We start from the raw sequence: 14,366 nt of genomic DNA on the forward strand, positions 1-14,366 counted from the left end.
TTTTCGTCCCGCCGAGTCAGCCGGCGGTCCGGGCGCGGATCATCTCGCAGAAGTGGCTCATGCTGCGCTCGAACAGTGGGCGCAGTGCGGGGAAGGCTTCCCGGGCCTGTGCACGGAGGAGCTCGAGCGCGTCCGGGCCGTGCGCGCGGCGGGCTTCGGCGGCGAAATCGGGTTCGGCCAGCCATTGATCCAGCAGCGCCGGATCGACTTCCGGGTGGAACTGCAGGCCCCAGGCGGCGGGCCCGGCCCGGAAGGCTTGCACGGGAGTGGAATCCGTGGTGGCGAGCACGGATACGGTGGCGTCGGGGCGGATGCGGTCGCCGTGCCAGTGCAGGACGGCGGGGGCGTCCGCGAACGGGCCCACCAGCGGGTCGGTGCGGTCCACGTTGCGCAGTGGGGCCCAGCCGAGTTCATCGGAGTAGCCGTGGCCGCCGGAGTACACGGCCAGGCCGGCGGCGCGGGCCAGCAGTTGCGCGCCGAGGCAGATGCCCAGGGTCGGTAGTTCGAGTTCCAGTGCGCGCGTGAGCAATTCGCGTTCGAGTTTCAGGGCCGGATAGGTGTCGAGTTCGTCGGCGTTCATCGGGCCGCCCATGACGACCAGGCCGGCCAGCTCGCCGACCGGGGGTAGGTCGTCGGCCGAGACGCCCGGTTCCGCGGTGAGGATGCGGGTCGTCGTGGGGATCGCGTGCTGGCGCAGCGCCTCCAGGATCGCACCGGGTTTCTCTACTTCCAGGTGTTGGATGATCAGAACGCTGTCGGAGGCCATCCCTGCAGTATTGCCGAACGACGCGGGTGGCTATTCTTCGCATGCCGCCTCGAGGGTCTCCCCCCGGTGGCTACCGCCCGACATCGATGGCTCGGATGCGGGCGGGGCCGGTGCGTCGATCGCGGCCTCCCTTCTCTTCGAGCGCAGGGTCGCTTGATTTCCGTCAGTTCGTCTTCCACGACAGAGGGGATCGTCTTGCGCATTATGGAATCCGACGCCGAGATGGCCGAGTCCATCGCCACCGGGATGGCCGAGTCCACAGAATTGGCTGAGCCCGCGACCTTCGACCCGATCGCACACGCGGTCTCGATGGTGGATCGGCGTTTTCAGCTCGACGGCTATTACGAGGTCGGACGGGAGAAGGTGCGCGAATACGCGGCCGCCGTCCAGGATGATCATCCCGCGCATTGGGACGAGCACGCGGCCGCCGAACTCGGCTATCCGGCCCTGCCCGCGACGTCGACCTTCGCCTCCCTGCTGGCCGCGCCGGTGCAGCACGCGATGAGCGGCATGCTCACCGGCTACGACCTGCGCGCGTCGGTGCAGACCGATCAGGTGCTCGACTTCCACCGCCCGATCCTGGTCGGCGATCGGCTGATCAGCAATGTCGCCCTGACGTCGTTCCGGCAGGCGTTCGGCGGGGATATGTTCGTGTTCGAGAACGTCATCACCGATCAGCACGGGGAAGCGGTGATGACCGGCAGCACCAGTGTCATCGCCCGCTCCGAACGCTCCGACGATCACGCCGAAGCCAACCAGCTCATCGGCGAAATCGTGCACCGCGGCATGGACACTTTCATCCGCCGCGCGCCTCGCCGCACCGAGCTGCCCACGTGGAACCCGACCCTCGCCACCTACCGCAGCACCCACTCCCGGCCGGCCGCCACGGTCGCCGTCGGCGACGAACTCCCCGCTCGCACAGTTCAACTCACCATCGGCGACCTGGTCCGCTATGCCGGTGTCGCGGGCGACGCCAACCCCATCCACTGGCACGCGCGCGCCGCCCAACTCGTCGGCCTCGAACACGGCGTGGTCGCCCACGGCATGCTCACCATGGCCTACGGAGCCGGCTTCGTGACCTCCTGGCTCGGCGACCCCGGCGCGCTCAAGCAGTACAGCGTCCGCATGAGCAACCCCGTCTACGTCACCGACGCCGAACCCTCGGCAATCGAATACACCGCCAAAATCAAGTCCCTCGACCCGCAAACCGGCCTCGCCACCGTCGCGATCACCGCAACCCACCAGGGCCGCAAGATCTTCGGCCGCGCCACCGCGGTCGTCCAGCTGTCCTGATACCCGTTTCGCCCGGGTCGGCCCTGCAGGCCGGCTCGGGCGTTGTGTCGGTGGCACCGGGTAGACATGTCTGGTGGCCAGATCCGTCGAGCACGACTTCGTCACCGGTGTATTCATCAGCTGCGCGCAAGAGATGTCCCGCTCCGAGGTCTTCGGATACGCCGAGGCCGACCGTGGAGTCTTCGACTTCGCATGCACCTTGACCAGCGATCATTCACGAAACCTCGTGGGGCAGACCCTTACTCACCATGCGGCCGGCATCGACAAGGATCTCGCATCGCTGTTGCATGATTCCGATAGCCACCTGCCGGTCTACCTGTACTCGGATGAGGCTCGTCATATCGTCCGAGTACAAGAGTTCCTGCACAAGGCTCGGGTACAGCTGCCCGACCGGGTCGGACTGCTCCGTCACCTGCGTTACCCCAGCTTCGATGCCGACAACGATGACGAGCGTCGCTTGGTGGCCCATGAGATCAAATCTCAGATGGTCGACGACCTGCTGTTGAACGTCACCTTCGGGCATCTGAGCTCGACAGATATCGATCTGCTCCTCTTGAACACCGCGGTGCCCGGCCTACTGCTCGCGGTTTTGGACTACGTCGCTGCGAAGGGATTCGTGAACTTCCCTGATCTGGCGAGGGCCGTGGGCGCGAAGGAAGGAACGGTTCGCACCAGAGTCCCAGCCCTGGTGTCGGCAGGCATGCTCAGCCAGGCCGTCGACTCGAACTACTTCCAGACCACAACTCGCGCCAGAGTGCTGCTGCGGATCAGCTACTTGTTGATGGCTGCCGAGGCAGCAGGACCGGAACTTGCCTACATCCTCGCCAAGCTCGGCCTAGGCGGGCACTCCGAAATCGACGCGGCGACACCTTCCGAATTACTCACGATGCCTTACGATCCTCCTGAGAAGCGGATACGGTTCATGACCGAATTGCATTATGCGAAAAGCGAATACGGTGCGGAGTTGGCGGGAACGGGGTATCTCCTGTCGACACGACCCGGCCTACCCATACCTGCCGATCTCGTCTGGGTCGGGCGGTGAACTGAATCGTGAGCCTCCACGATCTATCCAATGACGCAGTGCTCTGCGCGATCCGCGAGTTCGACTCATTGGGTCGCGCCGACTTCTTGGCCAAGTACGGTTTCGGCCCTGCACGGGCGTATTTTCTGGTGCTCGAGGGTCGACGTTACGACTCGAAGGCCATCGCCGGTGCAGCACACGGTCATATGCCCGGGTGTACAGCGCTACAGCCGAAGGATTTCAGCGGTGGCGATGCAACCGTCGCCAGGTCGCTCCGTGCCCTCGGATTCGAGGTCGAGCGTCAATCGACTCCGTCCAGCTCCTCGTCCATGCCCGGTCTCGACGTCGGTGCCGAGCCGACGCTCGACGATATTTCGGCTCATCGGAAACGACGACCTCCGCTGTGGGCCTGGCCCGAATTGGTGCTGGCCTGCGACCTCACGGCTCGGCACAACTGGCGCGAGCTGGACGTCAATCACCCTGAGGTCCAGCAGCTGTCGGATCTGCTGCGGCAGTTGAGAATCCATCCCAATGCGGGACAGTTCGAGCACTTCCGCAGCACCGGCTCGGTCAGGTCGAAGATGATGAATCTATCCGACTGCCATCCAGATTCACGCCGACGAAGCAGCAACGGCGGCGCACTGGACAAGGAAGTGGTGGCAGCCTTCCTTACTCGGCCGGACGAAATGTTCGCACTTGCGGAGCAGATTCGATGGAGGGCGTCAGAGCCGTACGACAACGCGGTCGCTCCGAACGACCCGATCGCTCTCGACCCTGACGACTCTGCCATCGATCTGGCGCAGTTCCGGCCGAGTAGTGAAGAAGTCCTGTTCTCCGCCATCAAGGCCCATATTCGCACCAAGACCAACGAGCAGGTACGGCTGGTTGAGGGCTTCGCATTGTCCACAGTGCTGAACGGCTTCAGGCTGCTGACCGACTCGAGAACAAGCGAAACAGTCCTCGGCCGTGGGTCACGCCGATGGGTCGTAACACCCCGAGTCATCCAGAATGGAAATGTCACCGCAGCGGTCCAAGCTGCGGCCGGCTCCCTCACCTTCGCTAGGCATTTCTTCTACCACGAACCGCATTTCGACCTCGTGGCGTTGTTTGGTGGACCGATCGGCGAGGTGTACGTCGGGTTTCTCGAATCACTAGGGATCCGCTCGGTGTGGCGGGTGGAGGACTCCTGGGACGGTTCACCCAGCGCTCGCGTCGACCTGCTGGTCTGCAACGATTGAATCGGCGAATTAGGCTCTAGCCATGAGGATTCGGCGGTGGCGGCGGGTTTATCTGGCTGCTGAGTATGTGGCGTTGTTCTTCGGGGGGACGACGTTGTATAACGCGGTGTTGCGGGGGAAGCCGCCGATTCCGGCGTTGCTGGTGTTGGGGACCGGGGTGACTGTTTATCTGCGCAGGTCGAAGGGGTTTGATCGGGGGTCGTTGTGGCGGGCGGGGGCGTTTCCGGAGCAGGCTAAGTCGATGGCGGTGACGGCGGCGGCCAATGCGGTGGCGTTGACGGCGGCGACTGCGGTGCTGCGGCGGGAGGATCTGTTCGCGTTGCCGCGGCGGAATCCGTTGCTGTGGCTGGCGGTGATGGTGTTGTATCCGGCGTTGAGTGTGTATCCGCAGGAGTTGATCTTCCGGTCGTTCCTGTTTCATCGGTATGCGCCGGTGTTCGGGGAGGGGCGGGCGATGGTCGCGGCGAGTGCGGCGGCGTTCGGGTATGTGCACATCGTTTTCGGCAGCTGGTTCTCGGTGGCGGCCAGTACCGTCGGGGGGTGGCTGTTCGCCGCCCGGTATCTGCAGACCCGGTCGTTGTTCACCGCGTCGGCCGAGCATGCGCTGTACGGGCAGTTGATCTTCACCGTCGGGTTGGGGCGGTACTTCTATCACGGTGCCGCGCCGGCGGCCCGCTACTCGCTGACCGCCGGTCCAGCCTGAGGCGAGCCGAATCCGGCTGAGGCCGCGCGCTCAATCCTGTCCGGGGCGCGAGGCGGGGTCGCCGACCCACCGGGAACTTGTGGTCGGGCAGACTGGCCGGGTGGGAAACCTACCTATTGCCGCGGTCGTGTGCGCGTTCGTCGGGGCCGTGTTGTTCGCTGTGTCTGCGGTGGCGCAGCAGCGGGCGGCGGCGGATGTGCCCGAAGGGGATGCGCTGCTGGCCAAATTGATTCGCAATCCGCGGTGGGTGGCGGGGTTGATCGGGGACGCGGGGGGATTCGGGTTCCAGGTGGCGGCGCTGGCCTTGGGGTCGGTGCTGGTGGTGCAGCCGATTCTGGTGACAGCACTGGTGTTCGCGCTGCCGTTGGCCGCGCATTACAGCGGGCGACGCGTGACCGGGGTGATGTGGGCGCAGGCGGCGGCGCTGTCGATCGCGCTGGCCTGCTTCCTGGTGGTGGGTGAGCCGACCGAGGGCGTGCCGGATGCGCCGTGGCATCGGTGGCTGCTGCCGCTGGGACTGCTGATCGTGGTGATCGTGGCGGCCATCGCGGTCGCGACGACGGTGAAAGTGCCGACGCTGCAAGCCCTGCTGCTGGGTTCGGCGGCCGGACTGCTGTTCGGGATCTCAGCGGCGCTGACCGCGAGTGTCACCAAGCAGTTCGGGCACGGCATCTCGGTCGCGTTCACCGGCTGGGAGCTGTATGTGCTGGTCGCCTGCGGCATGCTCGGACTGTATGTGCAACAGCTCGGCTATCAGGTGGGGCCGTTGTCGGCGTCGCTGCCGGCGTTCACCGTCGCCGAACCGCTGGGTGCGGCGGTGCTGGGGATGTCGGTGCTCGATGAGCGGTTGCGCAGCGGGCCGGTCGGCACCGCCTTCGTGGGGGTGTCGGTGATTGTGATGTGTGTTGCGGCCGTGCGGCTTTCCCGCGCGCAGGCCGCACCGGTGGCCGAGGCTGAAACGGCCGCCGACCAACCGGCCGTTTGAGCCGTTGGGGCCGGTGACCGGAACCGCCTCGGACCGGTCGGTTCCAGGCCACCCGCGACGCGGTTACGAACCGTTCGGGGCGAGCGAGAGGATCCGCTGGGCGGCGCGCGTTGCGCCGTCGGTCCGGAGAGCAGGCGCGAGTTCGCGGGCACGCATGACGGTCTCCGGGGCGAGGGCGTCCTCGAGGGCGGAGACCAGGGTGGCGGCGGTGACTTCGCCTGGGGCGTGGGCGAATCCGATACCCAGGCTCGCCACCCGGTCGGCCCAGTAGTACTGGTCGAAGCGCTGCGGCACCACCACGTGCGGCACACCCGCGCAGGCAACGGCGGTGGTTGTGCCCGCGCCGCCGTGGTGGACCACGGCCGCTACCCGAGGGAACAGGGCCTGGTGGTCGACGTCGCCGATGACCAGGCAGTCGGTGGCGTCGTCGCGCACATTCAGGCCTGACCAGCCGCGCAGGATCACCGCACGCCGACCCAACGCGCGGGCGGCGTCGAGGGCGGCGCGGCCGGTTTCGGGTGCCATGTGCATGCTGCCGAAACCGAAATAGACGGGCGGTTCTCCTGCGGCCAGGAAGCGCTCGATCTCGGCGGCGAGCGGTCGCTGATCGCGCAGCATCCATGCGCCGGGCTGCCAGACGTCGAGTCCGCTCCCCCACTGCCGGTCACGTGGCAGCGGATCAGCATCGGCCAGACCCACTCCGCTGCCGGCGAGTTCCGCTGCCGACGGTCGGGATTCGGATCGAGTCAGGTCGGAGTCGGCAGGCTCCGGCCAGGGGCCGAGGACGGGGTCGGCGGCCAGCCAGGGGTGGTCGGTGAAGATGTGGTCGCGGACATCGGTGACCGGAGTCAGGCCCAGGGCGGTGCGGCGGGCGTTGAGGGGTTCGGCCCAGAGGGCGTTCCAGCGGTCAGCATCCTGTTTCCACTGGGTGAGGTTGTCGGCGGTGGTGTCGACGCCGGGGCCCAGGGGCGGGGGCGGAAGGTGCTCAGAGGGAAGGGTGTTCGCGGCGTACGCGGCGTAGAAGTAAGGGATATCACGCAGTTCGGCGATGGATCGAGCCGCGATCTGCAAGGCTCCGCAACCGATCAGCAATTCACAGTCGGCGGCCGCCGCACCGACCGCCTCGAACTGATCCGCCACGGTGCCCGCGATCATGTCGCGCCGCTCCTGAAGCGTCGGGACCGCCCCTCGCACGGCCCCCGCCTTGCTCACTTCCGGCCCGACCGGCACGAATTCGAGTCCGAATCCCCCGATCAGATCCCGGAAATCGGGTGGCGCACACAACCGCACCTCAGCCCCCAGCCGAGCCAATTCCAGCCCCAGCGCCAACATCGGCTGCACCTCGCCCCGCGACCCGATCGTCGACAGCAGAACTCGCATCGAAACTCCTCCCATTCGCTCTCCGACCAGCAGTTATAGCCCACTGACGGGGTCTTGCGGCAAGCCCCGTCGCCCGCGCTATGGTGGAGTGGGAAGGAGTTCCCGGCACAACGGTTGCCGACCACTTCCCCCCTCCCCCTCCGCCACGCCCGAAACCCCCGATTTCCAGGCGATTTGCATCAACCACCCACCCATACGCTAATGTTCTGTCCCGCAAGCCGATCGGCCCACAAGGCCGGGTGAGCGTGCGGATGTAGCGCAGCTGGTAGCGCATCACCTTGCCAAGGTGAGGGTCGCGAGTTCGAATCTCGTCATCCGCTCAAAAACGATTCACGCCCTGCGCGATTAGCTCAGCGGGAGAGCGCTTCCCTGACACGGAAGAGGTCACTGGTTCAATCCCAGTATCGCGCACCACAATTCGACCAGATCAGGCCCGGTTCCCACCGGGCCTTTCTGCTGTCGTGAACTCAACCTGAACTGAGGCCAGTGAACTCAATCTGAACTGAGATACACCTACCAGGTACGTCGCCTGGCCAAGGTAAGGACGGCGCCCCGCGCTGACTAGCTCCACCCAATGTGAGGCCCCCCGCGCCGCATTCAAGTTACCTTGTTTCGCATGGCATTCGAGCTCGCGCCCGCACTGTTCGGCCTCGCCGGAACCCTCACAGGCGGCGGCGTCACGCTTGCAGCGAACTGGCTCACCGCACGAAACCAACGAAAGATTGCAGACTCGACGAGGATCCAAGCAGTTGCAGACCGTCAGTACGCAGCGCTCCTGGACCTACTTCAGCATGCCGATCGATTCATCCAAGAGACTGAGGAACTGCTGCGCGTAACAGCGCGCGGAGAGACTGTCGACACGGAAGCTGCCAAGGTTCGCTACGCTCAACTACTCGTAGCCCTAGTCGAATCCAGTAGTGCAGCGCAGCTCGCAGCACCTGCTGATCTCGACACAAGCATCGGCGCCCTACGGTACGCCTCACAGCGCTTGGCATGGTCTGCGAAACGTAATGACGAGCAAACCCACCATGACGCTTCGTCGCCGGCGGCCAACGATCTCGACCACCTGATTGACGAGATCATCGTCGCGCGCGGGAACTACTTGGACCAAGTACGTCGGATTGTCGCTGGCTGAACTTCGGCCAGACAGCACTCTGATTGGTAACCGAACTAGATCCCCATTTCCAAGGCGGAGATCAGCGAGGCCGCAGCAGGTCCGCACAAGCACCCGGCAGAACCGTCCCGGACCGCCCCAACGACACCAACACCAGGCGGACTCGACAAACCAGGCCTTAGACCACATTCCCAAGGCGGGTGCCGCAGGTTCGAATCCTGCCGAGGGCGCAGCTTGACCAGTGTGTATGTGCCTTGAGTACCTTCGCATGCCAGATACGTGCCAGATCAAGAACTGCCGCAAGGCAATCCGGAGCCCCGCAGGAAGAGCTCCAGCGCGGCGCGCCGATACAGGGCGTTACTAAGCACGGTCAGTGCCCCTGAGGACGGCCAACTGCGCTCGCATCTACAACACGTCGAACGCAGTCTGGCTCAGCCCAGACACGATCGGACCGACTTCAGAAGTACCAACTGCCTGTCGCATCTCTGGCAGGTTACCTCCTCGGCATCGCTGTCATGACCAGGGAGCAACCGCTCAAATGTCTGTACTGCTACGTCACCCGAAGGCACCGAGGTTCTCAAGAACCATCAACGCCAGAGTCAATGCCGCGCTGAATGCAGTACCACCTGTGGCCAGGGCCTTGGTCCACCTTTTGCTTCCAAGGTGTGCAAGGCCACCCGCGAACATCCCAATGACAAGCGCTGTGAGCATCGCCACCGCCATCAGCAGCAGCCGAACCGTAAGTGGGTAGTGCATGTTGAACCTCCTGTGGATCCACACGATCGCCTAGAGGAACAATCGGCGCAGCTCAGAGGCATGTCTATGTATCGGGATAACCTCAGCACATCTCGGGACTACGCAGTACTATCCCAGAATAAACAGGATTATGGAGGTTACGGTGGGACGCCGTCCGAAACGCCTCGACCCTGGCGAACCCCTGCACGCGTTCGCCGCGGAACTAAGGCGGCTACGAGATCAAGCGGGAAGCTCCGGAACAATGATTCAAACCTGCAAATCCGGAGCTATTTCACGCACTACTTATTACGCCTGGCTCGAGGGGCGACAACTTCCAGGACGAGACGCATTGGAGCGAATAGTACGAGGATGGGGAGGAAACGTTGCCGAGTGGGCCGAGAAAAGAAGGTCAACGGAAGAGTTGCTGATCAACCTCGGCAACCATGCTCGTCTTGTGCCTGATTTCGAAAGCGCTAATGTCCTGCGCCCCAGAATTATCGAACAAGAATATGTCGATATTGCACGTCTCCGGATTAAGCGCACAGCCGAGGCCAGTACGATTCTGGTCGCACTTGGGTACGATCCCGAACGTGCAACAGACATGGCCGCCTACACATTTCTAGCAATGTGCAACGTTGGCCTGAAATCCGACTGGAATCGAGCCGAAAGGCCCCTGGTTCAACTCCGAGGGATCATAGATTGGATACGCGATGAATACGCGCATGAATATTCCACAAATACACGCGAATCAATACGGAGAACCGTTCTTCAGCAACTTATCGAGAAAGGTATCGTCGAGTTCAATCCCGATGACCCATTCCGCCCAGTCAACTCGGTGCACTCATGTTACCGCATTGCGTCAAGCGTTGAATACGTCATAAACGCTTTCGGTAGCGAGGACTTTATAGGCTATGCGAAAGAGTGGCGTCGAAGATTCACAAAAATCAATAGTGAGTGACCGGCGAGAAGGTCAGGTCGAAGAATAACTTTCTTAAACGGTCTCACATGCCAATCAAGAAAGGTAGTCGCTCTATACCGAAGGTGCTGCACGTCGGAATTCGTCAGGTCGACCCGGTCTCCACTGGGTTCTTCTGCTATTCTGGCCACCGTTTGCATCTTATAGCCCATTTAGACGTCGGCCGTAAATCGCCCACCGCAATTGCCGCAAATAATAGCCGCGATTTCAAATACACTGCGAGCTACACGAATCTTTCGACCGCACTCGCATTCTGCTGCCAACCCGTTGTTACTGGACTTTCGACCACCGCGCCGCTCCGGCTCACGTCGGCGATAGGCAACCAAGGCGAACGCCAACTGGTCTAGCTCGTCCCGATAGAGTTGGCGGGTTCGATCCGGCACGGTGGTGATTGACCATCCAATCCTGTCATGGTGCGCCAAGGTGAGCCCGAGTTCTTCGCCGAGTGCGGTATCGCTCGTTGTGCCAACGGCCTTGGCGGCTGGTGTCTTTGATCTCTCGCATGACCGCGACGCCATGAGCAGCCTCGTGCAGCATGGTGCCAAGCACATCGACCACGCCTCGTTGAAGCCCTTCTCCACCAATGAACAGCTCGTGTAGCTCGTACTCACCGTCCACCCACCTGTTCGGCGCGAAGTGCCCGAGCGTCAGTTCACTGCCGCAGGTTGATCCGGACCCAACGGTCAGCACGACGTTTGGAACATCGGGATGCTGGGATCGAATTGCGGTCCAGGTGTTTCCAGGGCGGTGACAGGTAGGCCGGTGATGGTGTCGGAGTCGGTCATGATCTCCGGGTCCTTCCGAATGCTTGACCGTACGTGTCAACCGGCGCCCATGAGGGGAATTAACGCGATACTGGTTCAATCCCAGTATCGCGCACCATAATTCGACAAGCACTGGCCCAGTTTCACCAGGCCTGAGTGCTGCGTCCCGACATGCATGTGCCACACTGCGGCGCCGTTGTTCATGATCTCCAGGTCCGTCCGGGAGCCCTGACACGTCTTCACGAGCCCTGGAGTTGGACGGAATTCGTCCTTGCCGGGAGCCGTTCTCGGCGGCGGAGCGGCCTTCCACGCGTTATCGCGCTGTCCGTTGGAGCGTTTGCGCCACAACAGAACTCACCCCTGTGTTAAGACTCGAGAGGTGACAACACAGAAACGGCGCGTTCCGAACCGCATTCGTCCCAGAGTCACCCCTTCCCCTCCTACGGTGCCAGCTCAGCGAAGATGGACGTTCATCCGCAAACCCGTCGTGTGGTTTGCTGCGCTCATCGTGGCCGCAGCGGGGACCGCCGTCACCGGTATAGCCGGTAAGTACATCACCAAGGGCACCGATCGGATCGGCGCGGATATCCACGTGATCGAAGTCGACGCAACAGTCGGCTACGTCGGGAGCGTAGTTGTCCCTGCAAATACGGATCTGACCGGCCTCTCCGACGGCCGGTACGGCGAGCTTGTGAAGCTGCCGGGTGCGGTGCGAATCGGGGAGGTGTTCATCCGAATCACGATCTCTGCCACTCGAAGCACTCCAGTGAAGATCACGAACATCACTCCCGTCGTGGCCGGAAACCGTTGCGACCCACCATTGGAGGAAGGCTGGGGAATGGTGGAAAGTGGAGGGGGCGGAGATTCCAGCCTCACGTTCAGCACGCGCATCGATGATCCGAGGCCGACCCTCGACCAGACGGGGACCGACAACGCGGGCAAGACGATTGATCACCCAGACTACTTCGATACCGGTGGCCTGATCTCACTGCCCGACAATGAAACTGATGTACTGTACATGAGAGTCTCTGCCAGACAAGGCTATTGCCGTTTCACCTACCGGGTCGATTACGTCGGCCCAAGTGGACCGCGTAGCATGACCATCGATAATCACGGCCAGCCCTTCGCGGTCACCAGCGCAGTCGGGGGCGGAATCGAAGGCCCCGCCGCGCCTGGCGACTATTCCTGGACTGTGCCCCATTTCGCGACAAGTTGCCACACCAGCAATGGGCGACTCCCGAAATTGACTCACACACAATTAGAACAGGCCCAGGCGGTATACCAGTCCGGCGGCTACAAAGCTCTAGCCGAATTCTGCGCGCCTTTGCCGCCTGCTACCTGATCTTCGTCTGAGAATATGGAGGATCACCTCGCCATCTTTACGTTGGTAGCCAACAAGACCGGCTTCGGGGCTGGGGTGACTGGATGATCGGGGGTGGTGGGTTCCTCGTCTGGGTGTTCGCCCGTTTGAGATATCGGTGTTTCCGAGCGTCGAACGGTCACGGCGCAGCGCCGATCCCGCCAGCCTTGTCATATTCACCCGATTCCGTCGCGTCTCCTGCATCCGACCGCCTCACATCGCCACACGCCTGGCCAGCTGGACGACAACCACCCGGCCGCACGAGGTCGCCTCACAACCTCGGGTCGACACACCCGAATCACCCCGTTTTGCTGGCGATTTGCATTCACCACCCACTCATACGCTAATGTTTTGTCCCGCAAGCCGATCGGCCCACAAGGCCGGGCGAGCGTGCGGATGTAGCGCAGCTGGTAGCGCATCACCTTGCCAAGGTGAGGGTCGCGAGTTCGAATCTCGTCATCCGCTCAAAGAACGATCTACGTCCTGCGCGATTAGCTCAGCGGGAGAGCGCTTCCCTGACACGGAAGAGGTCACTGGTTCAATCCCAGTATCGCGCACCATAATTCGACCAGATTGGCCCCGGCTCCGGGTCTTTTCGACAGCGGGGACCGGCCTGCTCGATCTCACCGGACGGGGTATTCGGTGTTCCATTCACCGTCGAACAATTTCCAGACGAAGGCGTTCATGGCTGCGGCGGCCGGCGCGTGGCGGGTCAGGATGTCGGCCACCGGTGACGGCACGTCGACGGGTATCCGGCCGGTGGCGCACTGGCGGACGTACTCGTTGCGGGCGATGGCTCCGTCGTGGGCCGGGGTTGGCATTCCGCAGACGTCGGTGACCAGCCAGTTGACCAATCGCATTGCGGTGTAGTCGGAGTCGTAGGTGGCGTGACGGGCGACGAAGGCGCGTTCGGCTGGTGAGAGGTCGAAATTCGGTGAGGTTGCGAGGCCGAAGTCGGTGAGATAGATGCGGGCGCCGTCGCTGCGGATATTGCCGAAATGTGCGTCCATATGCAGTAACTGGCGGTCACGCAGCAAGGTCACGATCTCCGACAGTTGCCGTTCGACGGCGATGGCCTTGCCGATTGGGTTGTCTCGCAGCACTTCCGAAATATCGTGGGGGATGTATTCGCTGAACAGTGCGAGGCTGGATCGGGCATCGGCGACTGCCTCGAGCCGGGTGCGTACCGCCGCCGACCCGCCCTGTGCGGCGACGACCGCGGCGATGTCGGCGTGCTCGGCCGCGATCGGCGGTCGTCCGTCCAGCACCCGCCAGTGGTACAGCATCGGGAACGCCTGCGTCTCCCCTGCCAGCACGGCCTCGGTGACAATGCGATTCGCGGCCAGTTCCCGCCAGGCGTTGGAGCTCGGCCCACCAAAACCGTACTGGCAGTGCAGCGGCACGTCGAAATGGTTCGCGGTGCTGCCCGGCTGGTCGAGCTCCCGATCGCTCAGCGGAATCCGCTTGGCGAACACCGGCACCCCACCGAAATCGAAAACCGCTGCCCCACCGCCCACCCCGACGCTGTGCCCCCGGCCGTTGCCGATCAGCTCCGCGAGGTCGCTGTCACCGAGGGAAGCCAACCCGGCCGAGAGTCTCCGATAGCCCTCGCTGCGCAGACCCGTCATCACAAGATCCTGCCATCGCGTCGACTGGGCGGCCCGCTCCCCGGATCACGTTGCCCGAGGCGGACTTCCGCGTCGTTCAGCGGGGGCGGGTGTAGGCGGTTTCGGCGAAGTCCAGCCAGCGGTCAGCGTTGGCGTGGGGCACGCTGACCCAGTCCTTCATCGGGCGGTGGCGGGACGAGGGGTCGAAGAGTTCCGCGCCGGGCAGGGCGAGGGCCTCGGTGTGTTCGGGGGTGCCTGCGAGTAGGCGGCAAGCGAGGGCATCTTGGAACAGGCAGGCGAACGCCTTCCCGTCGGCATCCTTGTAGGCGGGCTTGCCGAACACCTTGGCGATGGTCACGCCGCGATCGGCCATTTCGCTCGCCACCCGTTCGAAATCATCCTGGACGGTCATGCCGGGGAGTCT

Annotated in this window: 13 protein-coding genes and 4 tRNA genes; 12 read left to right on the forward strand and 5 right to left on the reverse strand. The window is 63.4% G+C overall.

Annotation, left to right across the window (positions count from 1 at the left end; translation table 11 throughout):
• Positions 1-16 precede the first annotated feature (16 nt).
• Entirely contained in the window at positions 17-766 is a 750-nt protein-coding gene (locus ACFXHA_RS29095; RefSeq protein ID WP_379362155.1) for a type 1 glutamine amidotransferase, read from the reverse strand.
• Between the two features lie 204 nt (positions 767-970).
• Between ACFXHA_RS29095 and ACFXHA_RS29100 the strand changes: the two genes are divergently transcribed.
• The 5 genes from ACFXHA_RS29100 (at position 971) to ACFXHA_RS29120 (ending at position 6,006) form a co-directional block, all read left to right on the forward strand.
• Positions 971-2,059 (forward strand): fused (3R)-hydroxyacyl-ACP dehydratase subunits HadA/HadB, encoded by a 1,089-nt coding sequence (locus ACFXHA_RS29100; protein WP_379362308.1) that lies wholly within the window; start codon positions 971-973, stop codon positions 2,057-2,059.
• A 73-nt stretch (positions 2,060-2,132) separates the two neighbouring features.
• A complete protein-coding gene (locus ACFXHA_RS29105) occupies positions 2,133-3,101 on the forward strand; it encodes a hypothetical protein (protein WP_379362156.1) in 969 nt (322 codons plus the stop codon).
• A gap of 8 nt (positions 3,102-3,109) precedes the next feature.
• On the forward strand, positions 3,110-4,318 hold the full coding sequence (locus ACFXHA_RS29110) for a hypothetical protein (RefSeq protein WP_379362157.1): 1,209 nt from the start codon (positions 3,110-3,112) through the stop codon (positions 4,316-4,318).
• A 241-nt stretch (positions 4,319-4,559) separates the two neighbouring features.
• Positions 4,560-5,021, forward strand: coding sequence for a CPBP family intramembrane glutamic endopeptidase (locus ACFXHA_RS29115; protein ID WP_379362158.1), 462 nt, complete (start codon positions 4,560-4,562; stop codon positions 5,019-5,021).
• 100 nt (positions 5,022-5,121) lie between these two features.
• Complete coding sequence (locus ACFXHA_RS29120; RefSeq protein ID WP_379362159.1) at positions 5,122-6,006, forward strand: DMT family transporter; 885 nt, start codon at positions 5,122-5,124, stop codon at positions 6,004-6,006.
• 63 nt (positions 6,007-6,069) lie between these two features.
• Here ACFXHA_RS29120 and ACFXHA_RS29125 read toward each other — a convergent pair whose 3' ends face one another.
• Entirely contained in the window at positions 6,070-7,386 is a 1,317-nt protein-coding gene (locus ACFXHA_RS29125) for a glycosyltransferase (protein ID WP_379362160.1), read from the reverse strand.
• A gap of 247 nt (positions 7,387-7,633) precedes the next feature.
• Between ACFXHA_RS29125 and ACFXHA_RS29130 the strand changes: the two genes are divergently transcribed.
• From ACFXHA_RS29130 to ACFXHA_RS29140, 3 genes are all read left to right on the forward strand, one after another.
• Positions 7,634-7,706: transfer RNA gene (locus ACFXHA_RS29130), tRNA-Gly, on the forward strand.
• 19 nt (positions 7,707-7,725) lie between these two features.
• A tRNA-Val gene (locus tag ACFXHA_RS29135) sits at positions 7,726-7,800 on the forward strand.
• A 202-nt stretch (positions 7,801-8,002) separates the two neighbouring features.
• A complete protein-coding gene (locus ACFXHA_RS29140; RefSeq protein ID WP_379362161.1) occupies positions 8,003-8,521 on the forward strand; it encodes a hypothetical protein in 519 nt (172 codons plus the stop codon).
• Between the two features lie 534 nt (positions 8,522-9,055).
• Here the strand turns inward: ACFXHA_RS29140 and ACFXHA_RS29145 are convergent.
• Positions 9,056-9,256, reverse strand: a complete 201-nt coding sequence (locus ACFXHA_RS29145) for a hypothetical protein (protein WP_379362162.1) — start codon at positions 9,254-9,256, stop codon at positions 9,056-9,058.
• Between the two features lie 142 nt (positions 9,257-9,398).
• Between ACFXHA_RS29145 and ACFXHA_RS29150 the strand changes: the two genes are divergently transcribed.
• The 4 genes from ACFXHA_RS29150 to ACFXHA_RS29165 all read left to right on the forward strand — a co-directional run bounded on the left by ACFXHA_RS29150 (position 9,399) and on the right by ACFXHA_RS29165 (position 12,895).
• A complete protein-coding gene (locus ACFXHA_RS29150) occupies positions 9,399-10,193 on the forward strand; it encodes a helix-turn-helix domain-containing protein (RefSeq protein ID WP_379362163.1) in 795 nt (264 codons plus the stop codon).
• A gap of 1,227 nt (positions 10,194-11,420) precedes the next feature.
• On the forward strand, positions 11,421-12,317 hold the full coding sequence (locus tag ACFXHA_RS29155; protein ID WP_379362164.1) for a hypothetical protein: 897 nt from the start codon (positions 11,421-11,423) through the stop codon (positions 12,315-12,317).
• A gap of 410 nt (positions 12,318-12,727) precedes the next feature.
• A tRNA-Gly gene (locus tag ACFXHA_RS29160) sits at positions 12,728-12,800 on the forward strand.
• A 20-nt stretch (positions 12,801-12,820) separates the two neighbouring features.
• Positions 12,821-12,895, forward strand: a tRNA-Val gene (locus ACFXHA_RS29165).
• 63 nt (positions 12,896-12,958) lie between these two features.
• Here ACFXHA_RS29165 and ACFXHA_RS29170 read toward each other — a convergent pair.
• Positions 12,959-13,963: a serine/threonine protein phosphatase gene (locus ACFXHA_RS29170; RefSeq protein ID WP_379362165.1), complete on the reverse strand. Its 1,005-nt coding sequence runs from the start codon at positions 13,961-13,963 to the stop codon at positions 12,959-12,961.
• 76 nt (positions 13,964-14,039) lie between these two features.
• Positions 14,040-14,354, reverse strand: a complete 315-nt coding sequence (locus ACFXHA_RS29175) for a hypothetical protein (RefSeq protein WP_379362166.1) — start codon at positions 14,352-14,354, stop codon at positions 14,040-14,042.
• Between the last annotated feature and the right edge of the window lie 12 nt (positions 14,355-14,366).

Source organism: Nocardia sp. NPDC059240 (assembly GCF_042753865.1).
Taxonomy (GTDB): Bacteria; Actinomycetota; Actinomycetes; order Mycobacteriales; family Mycobacteriaceae; genus Nocardia.